Raw genomic sequence first — 16,064 nt, forward strand, 5'->3', positions numbered from 1 at the left:
ATGAAGAAAATACACGTATTAGCGCTTATTCCAGTTTTTTGTTTAGTTGTTGGCCCCGTATTTGCTAATTCAGTTACTCCTTATATATTAGGGATGCCATTTTTATTATTTTGGATATTATTATCAGTGCTTATTACATCTCTTTGTATGGGGATTGTGTACGTATTTGATCCTGCTAATAAGGGGGATGTAAAATGACCGCATTACTTATCATTATTTTATTTTTGTTTCTCGCACTATTTTTGGGAATTCGGGCGCAACATGGAAAAGATATGAATTTAGAGCAATGGTCAGTTGGAGGAAGAGGCTTTGGTACTATTTTTGTTTTTCTTCTTATGGCAGGTGAAATTTATACGACATTCACATTTTTAGGTGGAAGTGGATGGGCGTATAGTAAAGGAGCACCTACTTTTTATATTTTAGGTTATGGTGCGTTAGCTTATATTTTATCTTATTTTTTATTACCACCAGTTTGGAAGTATGCAAAAGAGCATAATCTAGTTTCGCAGCCAGATTTTTTTGTGAAGAAATATAAGAGTCAGGCACTTGGCCTTATCGTTTCTATCATTGGGGTTATTTCGATTATCCCATACCTTGTTTTACAGTTAAAAGGATTAGGAATTATCGTTTCGGAAGCGTCTTACGGAAGGGTATCACCAGTTATCGCAGTGTGGATTGGCGCAATTGTTATAACGATATATGTAATGGTTTCAGGTATACACGGCTCTGCTTGGACGGCCGCTTTGAAGGATATTATGATCCTGTTTATCGTTATGTTTTTAGGTATATATTTACCGTACCATTATTACGGAGGATTTCAGCCGATGTTTGAAGCTGTAGAAGCAGCAAAACCAGGATTTTTATCTTTACCTGATGAAGGAATGAGCATTTCTTGGTTTGTTTCTACTATTGTATTAACAGCTCTCGGTTTCTATATGTGGCCCCATACATTTGCCTCTGCTTTCTCTGCAAAAAATGAAAAAGTATTTCGTAAAAATGCGGCCATTATGCCACTGTACTCTTTAGTTTTACTTTTCGTGTTCTTTGCAGGGTTCGCAGCTATTTTGCAAGTTCCTGGATTAAAGGGAGGGGATGTAGACCTTTCGTTATTCCGTCTGGCTCTTCAAACTTTTGATCCTTGGTTTATTGGGATTATTGGTAGTGCTGGAGTTTTAACGGCATTAGTTCCAGGTTCTATGCTTGTCATGGCCGCTTCTACATTATTAGCGAAAAATATTTACCGAACAATGGTCCCATCTGCCTCGGATCGACAAGTGGCAAAAGTAGCGAAATTATTTGTTCCTGTAGTAACACTTGTAGCTGTTTTGTTTACTTTTAAAGGTGGAGAAACGATAGGAGCACTTCTTTTAATGGGATATAGTATAGTGACACAACTTTTCCCGGCACTTGTATGTAGTTTGTTTCCACGTCAGACTATTACGAAGCAAGGGGCAATTGCCGGGATGGGGATTGGGTTATTAGTGGTTGCGTATATTACTTTATCTGGTTCAACTATAGCTACGATGTTTCCGGGTTTCCCTCAATATATAAAAGATTTAAATGTAGGTATAGTCGCGCTGTTAATGAATATGATTGTGATGTTTATCGTTAGCGGATTCACTAAAAATGTATCTATAAAGAAAGACAATATAATAGTAGAAAAGTAATTCGTATGCTAGAGCTATCTTTGAAAAGAGATAGCTCTTTTTTTGTATATATTTTCTTCTATTAGCGGAATCTAACTAAAAACTTGTTGAAAAGGAAGTTAGGTGGGGGACTTGTTAGAGCTAAAAGGTAACTTATTTGAAGTTATGAAAGAAATTAGAGATGAGTTAGGTTCGCCGAATGATTTAACAATTAGGGAAGTTGCCCTTGCCGGTAGTTTTACACGCTGTGCTGTTGTCTTTTTATGTGGGTTAACAGATAAGGATAATGTTTATAAATATGTAGTTCGTACACTTCAATATGAAGAGATACAAAAAGACGAAGCTGTTGTTCAAACATTATTGGATCGCTTTATTTCTATTGCAGAAGTTGGCAAGAAGACAACGTTGCCGGATATTATAAATGCGATTTTAGCGGGAGATACAGTTATATTAATTGATAATATTCAAACCGCTATCGTGATTAATAGTAGAGCTTGGGAAAAAAGAAGTTTAGAACCGCCAGTAACAGAAGATTTAATACGTGGACCGAGAATTGGATTAAATGAAGATATTAACGTGAATAAAGTATTAATTCGCCGTAGTTTACGTGACCCAAAGCTGAGATTTCAATCTTATATTATGGGAAAGAGATCTCAAAAAGAAGTGACTTTAGTATATATAGAAGACATTATTAATCCTTACATTGTAAAAGAGCTAGATCGGCGTCTTCAATCCATAGTGACAGATGTTGTTTTTGAGACGGGTACAATTGAGCAATTAATTCAAGATAATAATTTGTCGCCGTTTCCGCAGTTTTTGAATACGGAAAGGCCTGATAATATTGTGGCCTCATTAGCGAAAGGAAAGGCAGCTATTTTGGTGGATGGATCACCGTTTGCCCTTATAGCTCCGCTAGTATTTGTTGATATTTTTCAATCTGTGGAAGATCATTATGAACGCTGGGTGATCGGAACATTATTAAGATTTTTGAGGATGGGTTCTGGTATAATTGCGATTTTAATGCCAGCGATGTATGTAGCGCTCGTCTCATATCACCAAGGACTTATTCCTTCTAAATTAGCTTATTCGATTGCTGGAGCAAGAGAAGGTGTTCCGTTTCCTGCCTATATTGAAACGTTAATGATGGCATTAACGATGGAGTTAATACGAGAAGCAGGAATTAGGTTGCCGAAACCGATGGGACAAACAATTGGGATTGTAGGTGGTCTTGTAATTGGAGAGGCAGCGGTGAATGCAGGAATTGTAAATCCATTTTTAGTTATCATTATTGCGGTTACAGCTATTGCTACCTTTTCTCTCCCTGTATATAGCATTACGATTACGTTTCGAATTTTACTTTTCGTCTTTGTATTAGCAGCAACGGCTTTTGGGTTGTATGGAATCATTCTAGCTCTTATTGCGCTTGCTGTTCATATTACAAATTTAACAAGTGTTGGTGTACCGTATACAACTCCAATTGCTCCTGCATTTTATAAAGATTGGAAAGAAGAGTTTATTCGCATGCCAAAATCAATGCTGAAAGAGAGACCTGAATATTTACAAACAAAAGATTCTACAGTACGTCCAAAGGAGCGAGAATAATTGAAACCATTTGAGTATGGCGATGAAGAAATTGGATCTCGGGAAATTGGGTTTGCGGTATCATCGACCATTATTGGTATAGGCGCATTATCTATGCCAAGGGATATTGCAAACCAAACATTATTTTCAGATGGTTGGATTATTTTGCTTTTGGGCGGATTAATATGTGCAGTTTTAGGTTGGTTTGTAACAAGGGTGGCTATTTTATTTCCAAAACAAAACTTTGTTCAATATACAAGCATACATTTGACGAAGCCTGTTGCATATACAATTAGTAGCATTTTAGTATTGACGTTTGCGGCTTTGACAGCATATGAATCGCGGATGATTGCAATTATTTCGCAAACGTATTTATTTAGTGATACGCCGGTACAGCTCCTATCTTTCTTCTTCTTATTAGTTGTTATCTATGGAATAGCAGGGTCGAGAGCAGCTTTATTACGATTAAATGTTATGTTCTTACCTATTGTTTTAATTGCAATAGTGCTTCTTTCTTTATTAAATATAAATTTAATGGAAATAAACAATTTGTTTCCGGCTTTCCAAACGGAAGTAAGTCAATACGCTGTTGGGGTTAAAAATTCTATATTCACATTTATTGGATTTGAGGTAGCTCTGTTTTATGCAGTTTTGTTAAACGATAAGACGGCGAAAAAAGCACCGATGGCAGTTGCAAAAGCTGTGATGGTAAACGTGTTGTCATACATTTTAATTTATGTAACTTGTATTAGTGTTTTTACGTATATGACAACACGTGGATTGACATATCCGACAATTGAATTAGGGAAAGAAATTGAAATTGGTGGAGGATTTTTAGAAAGGTTCGACGCGATTTTTTTTACGACTTGGATTATTACTATTTATAACACGACAGCAATGTATTATGACGTCGCCTCTTTATTATTTTGTGCCATGTTTCCGAAAGTGAAGAAACATATTTTTATTTTCGGAAGCGCGCCTCTGATTTTTATGCTGAATATGCTCCCGGGTAATTTAAATACGTTATCAAGTTACGGAACGTATTTAGCGTGGATAGATATGGGATTTGTCGTATTAGCTCCTTTGCTAGTTTTTATTGTATATAAAATAAAAAGAAGGAATGGTAGAAATGAAACACCTTCTTAAAATTATAATGGTTATGGTTTTAGTTGGATCTATAAGTGGGTGCTCTGAACTAGAAGAAATAGAAGAAAGAGGCTTTGTAGTAGGCGCAGCTTACGATATTGTGAAGAAAAAGAAATCAAATCCGATTATGAAAGGGACGTATCAGATGGTACTTCCCAGTAAGTTAGCACAACAAGGTGGACAGGGCGATGGAGATAGTGAAAATTATATTAACGTAAGTGCGAAAGCAGATAGCGTCTTTGAGCAAATAAGAATAATTGCTAAAAAAATTAGTCGAACATTATTTTTTCCGCATATACAAGTCATTATTTTTTCGGATGAATTACTAGCAAATCCGTATGTTTTGCAAAATACGTTAGATGTATATTTTCGTGACCATGAAATGAGAAGAAATATTCGTTTGTTCGTTTCTAAGAAAAATGCAGAATCTATTTTAAAACAGAGTGCAAAACCTGAAAACTTACCGGCGCAGTACATTGATATGTTAGCTGAACATCCTCCGAAAAACGCTCAAATGATTGAGGCGGCGAGAATTGGTGAAGTACAAGGGAAAATGATTGCAGATCGAAGTTTTGCATTACCTCTCTTAGGGTTAACTAAACAAGGCGTACAAATGGAAGGAGCGGCATTGATCCGTGGAAAGGATAATAAGTGCGTTGGAACTTTGAATGGAGAACAAACATTAGGAATGAACTATGTAATAGGTAAAAAAATTGGAGGTTTCTTTACTGTTCGTAAAAAGAATCAGCTCATTACATATGAAATTCATAAGTTGCGCCGAAAGATCCAAGTGTCTACTGAAAATGCTACAAAACCGAAGTTTGATATTCATTTGTCCACAGAAGGCATATTAGCTGAGTTACATTTTAATGAACCAAAACAAGTGATGAATGAAAAGTTTTTAAAGAAAGAGATTTCAAAGGAGATGAAGAAGCGTATTGAAAAGTCTATACAGCTTGTTCAAAAAAAATATAAGGTAGATGTATTGGAATTAGGAGAGGTATATAAGAGGCATAATTATAAAGAGTGGAAGAAAGTTAGTAAGAATTGGGATCAAGGCCAGAATTATTTTAGTAATGCTGAAATTAATGTTCACGTTGATCCAACAATTGAACATTCAGGTTCAGCATTACCAAAGAAAGTGAAGTAAGGTGATGGAAGTTGTTTACTGGATTAGGAATTAGTTGCACAATATTAATGGCGATTCTTCCAGGCGCTATATACTTTATTCATAAGAAACTCACAACGTATGGAGCGCAGCCTTGGAATGTTGATGTGCAAAAAAAGAAACCTGAATGATTTCAGGTTTCTTTCGTGCAAAGCATATGTGAAGGGGGATACCTTCTATGTATGCTTTGCTTTATACAAGCCCTAACCAATGTACCAATTGTGTAGAGAGGAATGTCACAACAATGGCGATAACGGTAGGGATTGCAAACGATAAGAATGTCCATTTTGCACTTTTTGTTTCTTTATATATGTTAACCAGTGTCGTTCCGCATGGGAAATGAAGAAGTGAGAACAACATTGTGTTTAACGCTGTTAACCAAGTCCAACCATTTTCTAAGAATAAATTTTTAATTTGATTAAAATCATCTATTTCAGTTAAAGCTCCGGTTGATAAGTAAGACATTAATAAAATCGGGATAACAATTTCATTCGCTGGTAGTCCAAGAATAAACGCAGCTAGAATAAAGCCGTCAAGTCCTAACATTTTAGCAAATGGATCTAGAAAATTTACAAAATACATAAGTAAGCTTGTGTCACCGATGAAAATATTAGCTAGTAACCAAGTTAATGCAGCCGCAGGGGCAGCTACAACAACAGCTCGTTTTAAAACATAAACTGATTTATCGAGTGTTGCGCGTACAATTGTATTCCAAACCTTTGGCTTACGGTAAGGCGGTAACTCAAGTGTGTAGTGGGTTGGAACGCCTTTTAAAGCTGTTTTTGATAGTACCCAAGAAACAGTTAATGTCATAACGATACCAATTACAACCATTCCAACTACAACGCCGGCAGTAACTAATGTTTGCATATTACCAGTATAACCAGCAGCCATAAATAATGAGGCCATTAAAATTAACATAGGCCAGCGACCGTTACAAGGTACGAAGTTATTTGTTAAGATTGCAAGCATACGTTCACGTGGTGATTCAATAATACGTGTTGACATAATAGCTGCAGCGTTACAACCGAATCCCATTGCCATTGTTAAAGATTGTTTACCGTGTGCACCAGAGCGTTTGAATAAGCGGTCCATATTAAACGCAACGCGTGGTAAGTATCCATAGTTTTCTAATAGTGCGAACATAGGGAAAAAGATGGCCATAGGTGGTAACATAACGCTAATAACAGCACCGATACCACGGAATAAACCAAGTATTAAAATGCCATGTAACCATTCAGGTGCGTGTGCTGCTTGGAACCAAGAAGTTAAATATCCTTCGGCCCATCCGAAAAACTCAGCAATCATATCAGATGGTACGTTAGCACCAGCGATTGTAAGATAAAAAATGATAGATAAAATACCGAGCATAATTGGGAATCCCCATATTGGAGATGTGAAAATTTTATCTAGTTTTTCAGAACGATATAATTTATCCGTATTTGTATATTGAACAGATTCTTTACAGATGCTTGCAGATGTTCGATAAATATCTCCGACAATATCATCTCGTATATCTTCTTTTGAAAGTGTTTGAGCGTGTTGAATAATATAGTCTAATGGAAGAGCTTTACTGGCTGAGTGAGATTCCATTGATTACGACCTCCCTTACAAGTGGTTCGTTATGATGTTTTTCAAGTGCAGTTAAGAAATTTTTATCTCCATCTAATATACGTAATGCAATCCAACGTGCTGGATACGTATCACCGAATACTTTATAAATTTGTGGTTCTAATTCTCGAATCATATTTTCGATTTTTTCACTATAAGTAACTTTAATTGGTGCTGGAATTAGCTTTTTATTTGCTACTTTAGCAATGACATTTAGTAAATGACCGATGCCTACTCGGTTACGAGCGGAAATCTTAACTACAGGTACACCAAGTGATTTTGCTAATTTTTTTTCATCGATAACGATGCCTTTTTTCTCAGCTTCATCAATTAAGTTAATACAAATGACTACGTTACTCGTCATTTCCATCACTTGAAGTGCTAAATTTAAATTTCTTTCCATTGCTGTTGCATCTACAACAACTACAGTTACTTCTGGTTTTTCAAATATAATATAATCCCTTGCTACTTCTTCATCCGCAGAATTTGAATATAGTGAGTAAGTCCCAGGTAAATCTATTAATGTATATTTACTACCGTTATGTTCATATTCTCCTTCAGCTTTTAAAACAGTTTTTCCCGTCCAGTTTCCAGTATGTTGTTTTAAACCTGTTAAAGTATTAAATAATGTACTTTTCCCGGTATTTGGGTTGCCAGCTAAAGCAATGCGATATTTGCTCATCTGAAATCATCTCCTATTAATACCCCGAAAATAAGGGAACTTTCTTCCTTGCGTAGTGCGATAGTTGTGTTGCTTACTTGATAAGCGACCGGATCTCCAAGTGGGCTGCGTTGTAATACTTTAATTGTTGCGCCGGGGATAAATCCTAAATCTAATAAACGTCGTTTCATAGTTCCTTCTAATTGTATCTTCTCAATTTGTACAAACTCTCCAGTCTTAAATTCGGAAAGTGGTTTTTTATTAGCCGATACCATAAAAGTTACCTCATCTCTATATTGTTAGTTTAAGTTTAAAAAGTTTCCTTGGGTAAACTTTTTGTTAGTAATATAGTAGACTACATTGGATGATGCTGTCAATTGGTACTTTAAAAATATTCATTTATTTTTAGAATTGTTCCAATTTATTTAGTTGTACTAAAAAATATTACTGAAATTCTGTGTAATGTACATAAATTAAGCGCGTAAAAGTAACAAAATACAACGGAATTGTAAATGTAACTTTAACTAAAAGGAAAAAAGAGTGAAAAATATTTACATTGAATTTACATTGTTAAGAATAAATTTACATTGCAGCCTAATTAGTGTGGATTTTGTTGGGTTCTTCAACTATAAATGTTGGGATTCCTAGTTTTTAAGGGGTATTATCGTCATTTACTTAAAATTAAAAATTGCTTAACACTCACATAATATTATTGTCCTACAATGAATTTGTGTTCGAAAGAAGTAGATAAATGTGAAAAGTGATAATCCAAATGGGGGTACAAGACATGGTCATGAAAAAGGGTATTAAATTTTCTTTAGCAGCTTTAGTGGTAGCGGGTTCATTAGTGGGATGTGGAAAAGCAGAAGAGACGTCAGGTAAAGATGCTAAAGGAAGCGATAATGCAAAACAAGAATTGTCAGGTACAATAGCAGCTGCAGGCTCTACAGCACTTCAACCTCTTGCAGAGGAAGCTGGAAAGAAATTTATGGAGAAAAATTCAAACGTTTCTATTCAAGTGCAAGGTGGCGGTAGTGGAACTGGAATTAACCAAGTAGCTTCTGGTGCGGTCCAAATTGGTAACTCAGATGTTCCATCTGCAGATAAAATAAAAGATGCTGATAAGGCGAAAGAATTAGTAGATAACAAGGTAGCGGGTATTGCATTCGCACTTGTCGTAAATAAAGATGTAAAAGTTGATAATTTAACAGTACAACAAGTACAAGATATCTTCACTGGAAAAGTAACAAACTGGAAAGAGGTAGGCGGGAAAGATGAAAAAATTAACGTAATTAACCGTCCAGCTTCTTCTGGTACACGTGCTACATTTGAAAAAACAATTATGAAAGACGCGAAAATTAATGATGGAACTGGTACTACACAAGATTCTAACGGTGCAGTAGAACAAGCGATTAACTCTACTCCAGGTTCAGTGAGTTATTTAGCAATGTCTTACATGGTTGGCGAGAAAAAAGGTGCGCTACAAACAGTGAAAATTGATGGTGCTGAACCAAAAGTTGAAAACATTGCGTCTGGTAAATATCCATTCTGGTCTTACGAGTACATGGTAACGAAAGGTGAGGCAAAAGAAGCAACAAAAGCTTACATTGACTATGTAAAAGGTAAAGATTTTGAAAAGCAAGTAGAAGATATGGGTTATATTCCAATGTCTAAATTAAATAAGTAATAAAATTTATGGGGCTGGCTGCAAGGCCAGTCCTGTTCATTTCAATTTATGAAGTGGGGTCTGTCCTGTGATGAAGGGGAAAAAACAAATTAATTACGTGAAAAGTGAATATATAGGAAGATCACTTGTTACGTTTTGTGGTATTTTTATTGTTTTAGTTACATTAGCTATTATTGCATTTATTTGCGGTAAAGGAATTCAATCATTTACGCAAAGTGGTATCTCGTTTACTGAAATGTTAACATCGACAAAATGGAGTCCAAATGCTGATGAGGGAACTTTCGGGGCTGTAATTTTTATTGTAGGTTCAACGGTGGTTTCGTTAGGTGCGGTTATTATTAGTGCGCCAATTGCTATAGCTCTTGCTATATTCATGAATTTAATTTCGCCGAAGTTTGGAAATAAAGTATTGAAGCCTGTTTTAGAATTATTAGTTGGTATTCCTTCGGTTGTATACGGATTATTAGGGGTTACAATTTTAGTACCGCTATTACGTGATTCGTTTGGAGGAGTGGGCTTTAGTTTAATTGCAGGTATTGTTGTATTAAGTATAATGATTTTGCCTACTATTGCTAGTATCGCTTCTGATGCAATACGCTCTGTTCCATTTGATTATTTAGAAGCTTCTTATGGTTTAGGATCAACGAAATGGCAAGCGATTAGCCGAGTGATTGTTCCTGCTGCGAAAAAGGGGATTTTAACAGGTATTGTTTTAGGTTTAGCGCGTGCTTTTGGTGAAGCATTAGCGGTTCAAATGGTAATTGGGAATACGGTTAAATTACCAGAAGGCATATATAGCCCGACAGCAACGTTAACTGGTATTTTGACAATGGACATGACAAATACATTAAACGGAACTGCTTGGAACAATGCGCTATGGACTTTAGCAATGATTTTACTTGTTATTTCATTCCTGTTTATTTTAGTAATTCGAGCAATTGGGCAAAGAGGTGAGCGATAATAATGAATGCAAGAACGGTAAATAAAGTTTGGACAGGTATCTTTTATGCGGTTGCGGCTTTAGTTGTAGCTTTACTAGTGTTCTTAGTGTTTGAGATTTTACAAAAGGGATGGGGTTTTTGGGATCCTAATTTCTTGTTTGGAGAACCAAGTAATACAAGAGCTGGTGGTGGGATTGGTCCGCAGTTATTCAATTCTTTCTATATGCTTGTTATAACGCTTATTATATCTATTCCTCTCGGATTAGGCGCTGGAATATATTTAGCAGAGTATGCAAAACAAGGACGTTTTTTAAACTTTGTTCGTTTATGTATTGAGACAATGGCATCTTTACCTTCTATTGTTGTTGGTTTATTCGGTTTGTTAGTGTTCGTTACAATGACAGGATGGGGATACACAGTAATGGGTGGTGCCCTTGCTTTAACAATTTTAAACTTGCCAGGTTTAACTCGTGTTTGTGAAAATGCGATTTCAGAGGTTCCTTCTAATGTGAAAGAGGCGAGTCTTGGATTAGGTGCAACAAAGTGGCAAACGATCACTCGTATTATTATTCCATCGTCACTACCACAAATTATTACAGGTGTTATTTTAGCGGCAGGTCGTATATTTGGTGAAGCGGCGGCATTAATTTATACAGCGGGTTTAACATCTCCAATTTTAAATTCAGCAGCGGACTTCTCAAGTCCTGCTCATCCTTTAAACCCATTTAGACCAGCTGAAACGTTAGCGGTTCACATTTGGAAGTTAAATTCTGAAGGAATTATTCCGGATGCGAAGTTAATTGCGACAAAGTCTGCAGCTGTATTAATTATTATGGTATTGCTATTCAATGTTATTTCACGCTTAGTAGCATCTATATTGCACAAACGTTTTACAGGAGCGAAAAGAAAAAGTAAAACGACGAAGAAGGTAAAAGCGGCATAAGTTATAAAGAAGAACTCTCTATTTATAAGTAGGGGGTTCTTTTTGCGTTTTAATATAGAAGGAAAAGGTATAGCGATTGTTGAATTTGTAATTCGTTATATAGATAAAGTGAAATTTTAAACAGTGGGGTTTTACTGCTCACAAATAGTGGGATAAAAAGATGAAAATGAGGGAGTGGGTTTAATTTGTTTTTTCTGCAAATGTCAGGTTTTCCAGGATCGGGAAAATCTACAGTTTCTAAGTATATAGGGGAGTTAACAGGTGCTATAATTGTAGATCATGACGTTTTGAAATCAGCATTGTTAAGATCACTAGAAGTGAAAGGTATTGAATCAACGATTATTGGTGGACTTGCGTATGATGCTGAATGGGCGCTGATTGATTCATATTTAGAACAAGGACATAGTGTGATATTGGATAGTCCATGTCTATCCCGCATTTAACGGGCAGTAAGACCCCCACCTCAAAATTCAGCGAAAGCAAAGAAGTTAGGTGGGGGATTAACTGCCCGTAAAAGCCCGATTGGTTCAACTAATAATCAGTGGGGATGAACAAACCCCACTGATTAAAGTTTCACTTTATATGAAGGGATGGTTGAAAAAGGAATTAAGCTGTCTAATAAACATGGTGTGAAATATAAATATATTGAGTGTTATCTGAATGATATGGAAGAGATTAATATGAGACTACAAACACGTAAGCGTCTGGTCAGTCAAATTGAAAAGGTAGAGTCGGAAGTAGCTTTTAAAAAGTGGTTAAATGGTAGTAAAAGACCTCTAAATAGTGAATATCTTATTGTGAATTCTAGTGAACCTCTAGAGCGGTATGCAGAAAAAATGATGAATTATATGAGTAGGTAGAGAAAAAAGCGTTATCTTCATTCGTGAAGATAACGCTTTTTCGTTTAAATATCAGGTGTTTCTGTAGAAGTATTTATTTTTCTACGAGAGCGTCTTTTTCTCCCGATTTTATCTAATAGTTCATACATTACAGGAACGACTACTAATGTAAGGACAGTTGAGACTGCTAAACCGCCGATGACAACGACTGCCAAACTTTTCGATACCATACTTCCTGCTTGTGATTGACCAAATAGGAGTGGTAGCATAGCGACGATTGTTGTAATAGCTGTCATAATAATTGGGCGTAATCTAGTGGAACCTGCTTCAAGTAAGGCCTCTCTCGTTTCCATACCGTGTTCTCGGTTTTGTTGTACTCTTTCTATTAATACGATAGCGTTTGTAACGACAATCCCGATTAACATTAATGCGCCGATCAAGGAATTTACATCAACTGGTGTTCCTGAAATGATTAATCCTAAAATACCGCCGACAGCAGCTAATGGCAAGGAGAACAAGATTGCAAAAGGAGCACGCGCCTGCCCAAAGGTAATAACCATAATTAAATATACAATCCCGATTGCAATCCCCATAATCTTGAATAAATCTGTGAAGTTCTCTTGCATAGATTCAGTGGCGCCTGCGATATTTACTTTGGCTCCGCTAGGTAAATCTAAGTCGGCTATCGCTTTGTTCACTTCTGCGCTTACCTTACTTAAATCTTCATTTGAAGCTTCTGCGGTAATTTGAATGGTTTCTTTTCCATCTTTATGGAAGACTTCTGTTTGAAGTTGTTTTTCTGAAATAGTTGCAATGTCTTTTAAAGGAATTGGTCCATTAATAGGTGATAGTATGTTTGTGTTTAAAATGTCTTCTTGTTTCGTAATGCTTTCTTTTTTATGTTCTATCATAATAGTAGTTTTTTCGTTATTGATTGAAACTTCACCAATAGGTGATTTCTTCATAAGGAATGCTACTTGTTGAGCTGCTAATTCTGGTGTTAATCCTAGTTGTTCGGCCTTTGTTTGATCAACATGGATTTGCCATTCTTTCTTAGAGTCTTCTAAATTCGTTTTTACTTTAGAAAGATCATTCATATCTTTTAGTTTTGTTTCGACGATAGTAGCAGCCTCTTTTAAATTCGTTTCGTTAGTGGCTGTTACGTTGAATTGCAAATTATTGCCGCCGCCAGAGCTTGAATAACTCATTTTTATATAATCAAGTTCAGCGGGTTCAAAAGTTTTATGTTCTTTCTTTAACTCTTTAATATACTGATCAATATCAGAACCTTTTTTAAAGACTACCAATATACTTGCGAGATTATTTTTGGTCGTTTGCCCCCATTGTGCATCTTCTGCGCTAGATCCCATTCGTAAAATAACATCCGTTACATCTGAATTAGAAAGTAGCTTCTTTTCGAAATCAAAGGCTTTTTGTTTTTGTGTTTCAGGAGCGTAATCAGCTGGGAAAGTCATATTAATAGATAACATTGTGTCGTCTTCAGATTTTATATTCGCTTTCGGTAGTAATACATAGGCAGCAATCGATCCTGCGAATAATAAAAAAGAAGTAAGTAGAATAATGAATTTATGCGAAAGAGACCACTTTAATGTAGCCGCATATCGTGGTGAAGAACTTGGCTTTTTGTGTTTTGTTTTTTTGAGTAGTAAAAAAGCCATAAGTGGAACAACTGTTAGTGCAACGATTAAGGACGATAGTATAGAATATACGACCGCTAATACCATAGGTAACATTAATTTTCCGATTACTCCTGATACGAGGCCGATAGGTAAAAAAACAGCGACCGTTGTTAAGGTGGAAGAAGTAATTGCGACGGCGACCTCTTTCGTTGCATCGAGAATAATATCTTTAGAGAAAGATTCCTTTTGTAACCGGCGGAAAATATTCTCAATGACAACGATGCTATCATCGACGAGACGTCCAACTGCAACGGCTAAACCACCAAGTGTTAGAGTGTTAAGTGTGATGTTAGATTGGTGTAGTAAAAAGAGTGTTAATAAAATAGATAATGGAATACTGACAACAGCGATGAGTGTCGTTCGGAAATTGCGTAAAAAGATTAAGATAATTAGAGTTGCAGCAATTGCTCCAAGGATTACTTCTTTTCCCATGCTAGTAACAGCATTTTCAACTTGTTCATGAGTTGATGCTAAAAGTTTAATAGAAAACTGATCTTTATATTGTTTACTTATATCTTTAATTTTTTTATCGATTTCTTTTCCAATTGCAACTGCGTTTTTACTTGGCTCTTTCATGATGATTAATCCAGTGCCTTCTTCGCCATTTATATGTGAGATTGTGTCATAGTGTTGTTTAAGTTCAATTTGAGCAACATCTTGTAATTTAACTTGAGGTGCAACAGTGATGTTTTTAATGTCATCTACATTTTTTATATCCCCGATGACACGAAGGTTATATTCTTCTTTATTAACGGTAACAGCTCCCGCTGGAGTGGAAGTTTCTTTTCCTTGTAAAACCTTTAATATTTGTTCCGTTGTTACGCTTTTATCTTTTAATTGGCTTGGATCTAGTATAATAGATAATTCAGAAGTTGATTTTCCGAAAAACATAACATTGGCAACGCCATCAATGCTTTCGAGTTGTGGTACGATTTCCTTTTCGATTTGTTTTTCATCTGCTTTTGAAAATCCGTTTTGCTTTTGGATTGCAATTTGAGCGAGTGGAATCATAGAAGTATTTAATTGGCTAACTATCGGTTTCGTTGCATCTTTAGGTAATTTAATTGTATTAATGGCCTTTTCAACTTCACGTGTGGCATCTTTCATATTTGCTTTGGATGTATACGCGATATCGATGCGTGATAATCCTTCGTGAGTAGAAGAGGTGATGTTGTCAATGTGTTCTAAGTTGCGAAATTGTTTTTCAAGGGGATCGGTTACTTCTTTTGTCATTGCTTCGGCGTCGAGTCCTGGAGATAAGGTTGTGACGGTGACTGCGGGATTATCGATGCTGGGTAAAAATTCCATAGGTAATTTAGAGCCGGAATAAACACCGAGTATGGAAATGAGAAAAACCATGATGATAACAGCGGCGCGGTTTTTTAATGAAAACTTTGTTAACCTATCCATAAAGTAATTCCTCCATTGGGTTATTTATAGTTGAGTACGTCCTTTCTTACTATATAACAAAAAATGGATATTTTTCATTAATTAAATGTAAAAAAATTCTAACAATAATCTTAAGTTGATGTTTCGTTGGAATTTCGTTATCTATCCCGCCGTTGGTCGGACGATAAAATTCTCACCTCGAATTCGGTTGGGGTGGAGCTATCTGCCAACAACCGGTTCTTTCAATTAGTAATGATTTGTGTGGAGGGACAAAAAATCAACATGTGCGCATTATTAGGAAGTGGCGAAGCTATTTTCTTTTTAAATGTGGACTTTAATGTAGAAGAGAATGAAAAGGTGGGAGGGATTATGAAAGGCAGTTTGGTTAATTAGAGTGTATTGGTATACAATCAAAATACTTATTTTCAGTAGAGAGAATAAAAGGTTTTACTATAGAAGAAAGGAGGATAGATAATTTTTTTGTTTTTTTATAAAAAACACTTGTTATTTAAAAACCATGATGGTATATTAATAAACGTCGCTGATGCGGAAACGTAGAAAACGACAAAAAAGAAATTTTAAAACTTAGTTGACATCGGAAAATGAAGATGTTAATATGATGAAGTCGCTTCTGAGCGACGGACAAGTTCTTTGAAAACTGAACGAAACAAACAACGTGAAACGTCAATTTTTATTTTAGATGCTAGACAAACTAACTTTATTGGAGAGTTTGATCCTGGCTCAGGATGAAC

14 protein-coding genes and 2 pseudogenes are annotated in these 16,064 nt (G+C 35.9%); 12 read left to right on the plus strand and 4 right to left on the minus strand.

What is annotated here, in order from left to right; translation table 11 throughout:
* The 6 genes from ACTFNE_RS26560 (at position 1) to ACTFNE_RS26585 (ending at position 5,672) form a co-directional block, all read left to right on the plus strand.
* Positions 1-198, plus strand: a complete 198-nt coding sequence (locus ACTFNE_RS26560; RefSeq protein ID WP_000719858.1) for a DUF3311 domain-containing protein — start codon at positions 1-3, stop codon at positions 196-198.
* Complete coding sequence (locus tag ACTFNE_RS26565) at positions 195-1,667, plus strand: sodium:solute symporter family protein (RefSeq protein WP_000125920.1); 1,473 nt, start codon at positions 195-197, stop codon at positions 1,665-1,667. The genes ACTFNE_RS26560 and ACTFNE_RS26565 overlap by 4 nt, the downstream gene beginning before the upstream one ends.
* 102 nt (positions 1,668-1,769) lie before the next feature.
* Positions 1,770-3,248 carry a spore germination protein GerLA gene (gene gerLA / locus ACTFNE_RS26570; protein WP_141108657.1) on the plus strand — a complete coding sequence of 493 codons (1,479 nt, stop codon included), beginning with the start codon at positions 1,770-1,772 and terminating at the stop codon, positions 3,246-3,248.
* A complete protein-coding gene (gene gerLB / locus ACTFNE_RS26575) occupies positions 3,249-4,373 on the plus strand; it encodes a spore germination protein GerLB (RefSeq protein WP_046197142.1) in 1,125 nt (374 codons plus the stop codon).
* Positions 4,357-5,523 carry a spore germination protein GerLC gene (gerLC, locus tag ACTFNE_RS26580; protein WP_000681659.1) on the plus strand — a complete coding sequence of 389 codons (1,167 nt, stop codon included), beginning with the start codon at positions 4,357-4,359 and terminating at the stop codon, positions 5,521-5,523. The genes gerLB and gerLC overlap by 17 nt, the downstream gene beginning before the upstream one ends.
* A gap of 11 nt (positions 5,524-5,534) precedes the next feature.
* Positions 5,535-5,672: a hypothetical protein gene (locus ACTFNE_RS26585; RefSeq protein WP_052737288.1), complete on the plus strand. Its 138-nt coding sequence runs from the start codon at positions 5,535-5,537 to the stop codon at positions 5,670-5,672.
* A gap of 61 nt (positions 5,673-5,733) precedes the next feature.
* Here ACTFNE_RS26585 and ACTFNE_RS26590 read toward each other — a convergent pair whose 3' ends face one another.
* From ACTFNE_RS26590 to ACTFNE_RS26600, 3 genes are read right to left on the minus strand one after another with little or no spacing between them, the layout of a single operon-like run.
* Entirely contained in the window at positions 5,734-7,134 is a 1,401-nt protein-coding gene (locus ACTFNE_RS26590) for a nucleoside recognition domain-containing protein (RefSeq protein WP_046197141.1), read from the minus strand.
* Positions 7,112-7,834 (minus strand): FeoB small GTPase domain-containing protein, encoded by a 723-nt coding sequence (locus tag ACTFNE_RS26595; protein ID WP_000049870.1) that lies wholly within the window; start codon positions 7,832-7,834, stop codon positions 7,112-7,114. The genes ACTFNE_RS26590 and ACTFNE_RS26595 overlap by 23 nt, the downstream gene beginning before the upstream one ends.
* The gene (locus ACTFNE_RS26600; RefSeq protein ID WP_000252986.1) at positions 7,831-8,088 is read right to left on the minus strand and encodes a FeoA family protein; all 258 of its coding nucleotides are present in this window, start codon (positions 8,086-8,088) and stop codon (positions 7,831-7,833) included. Before ACTFNE_RS26600 ends, ACTFNE_RS26595 begins: the two co-directional genes overlap by 4 nt.
* Before the next feature lie 512 nt (positions 8,089-8,600).
* Here ACTFNE_RS26600 and ACTFNE_RS26605 point away from each other — a divergent pair.
* The 5 genes and pseudogenes from ACTFNE_RS26605 to ACTFNE_RS26625 all read left to right on the plus strand — a co-directional run.
* Positions 8,601-9,500: a phosphate ABC transporter substrate-binding protein PstS gene (locus ACTFNE_RS26605; protein WP_000245119.1), complete on the plus strand. Its 900-nt coding sequence runs from the start codon at positions 8,601-8,603 to the stop codon at positions 9,498-9,500.
* Between the two features lie 70 nt (positions 9,501-9,570).
* Complete coding sequence (gene pstC / locus ACTFNE_RS26610) at positions 9,571-10,461, plus strand: phosphate ABC transporter permease subunit PstC (protein WP_000676680.1); 891 nt, start codon at positions 9,571-9,573, stop codon at positions 10,459-10,461.
* A 2-nt stretch (positions 10,462-10,463) separates the two neighbouring features.
* A complete protein-coding gene (gene pstA / locus ACTFNE_RS26615; protein WP_000994142.1) occupies positions 10,464-11,384 on the plus strand; it encodes a phosphate ABC transporter permease PstA in 921 nt (306 codons plus the stop codon).
* A gap of 185 nt (positions 11,385-11,569) precedes the next feature.
* Positions 11,570-11,812 (plus strand): annotated as a pseudogene (locus ACTFNE_RS26620) (AAA family ATPase); the annotation flags it as partial.
* A 150-nt stretch (positions 11,813-11,962) separates the two neighbouring features.
* Positions 11,963-12,244, plus strand: a pseudogene (locus ACTFNE_RS26625) (AAA family ATPase); the annotation flags it as partial.
* Positions 12,245-12,288: 44 nt separating this feature from the next.
* On the opposite strand, the gene ACTFNE_RS26630 reads toward ACTFNE_RS26625, so the two are convergent.
* Positions 12,289-15,333: an efflux RND transporter permease subunit gene (locus tag ACTFNE_RS26630; protein WP_046197140.1), complete on the minus strand. Its 3,045-nt coding sequence runs from the start codon at positions 15,331-15,333 to the stop codon at positions 12,289-12,291.
* 126 nt (positions 15,334-15,459) lie between these two features.
* Here ACTFNE_RS26630 and ACTFNE_RS26635 point away from each other — a divergent pair, with 126 nt between their 5' ends.
* Positions 15,460-15,705 carry a hypothetical protein gene (locus ACTFNE_RS26635; protein WP_141108656.1) on the plus strand — a complete coding sequence of 82 codons (246 nt, stop codon included), beginning with the start codon at positions 15,460-15,462 and terminating at the stop codon, positions 15,703-15,705.
* Positions 15,706-16,064: the final 359 nt, after the last annotated feature.

This window comes from Bacillus cereus group sp. MYBKT111-2, from assembly GCF_051915205.1.
In the GTDB taxonomy this organism is placed as follows: Bacteria; Bacillota; Bacilli; order Bacillales; family Bacillaceae_G; genus Bacillus_A; species Bacillus_A paranthracis.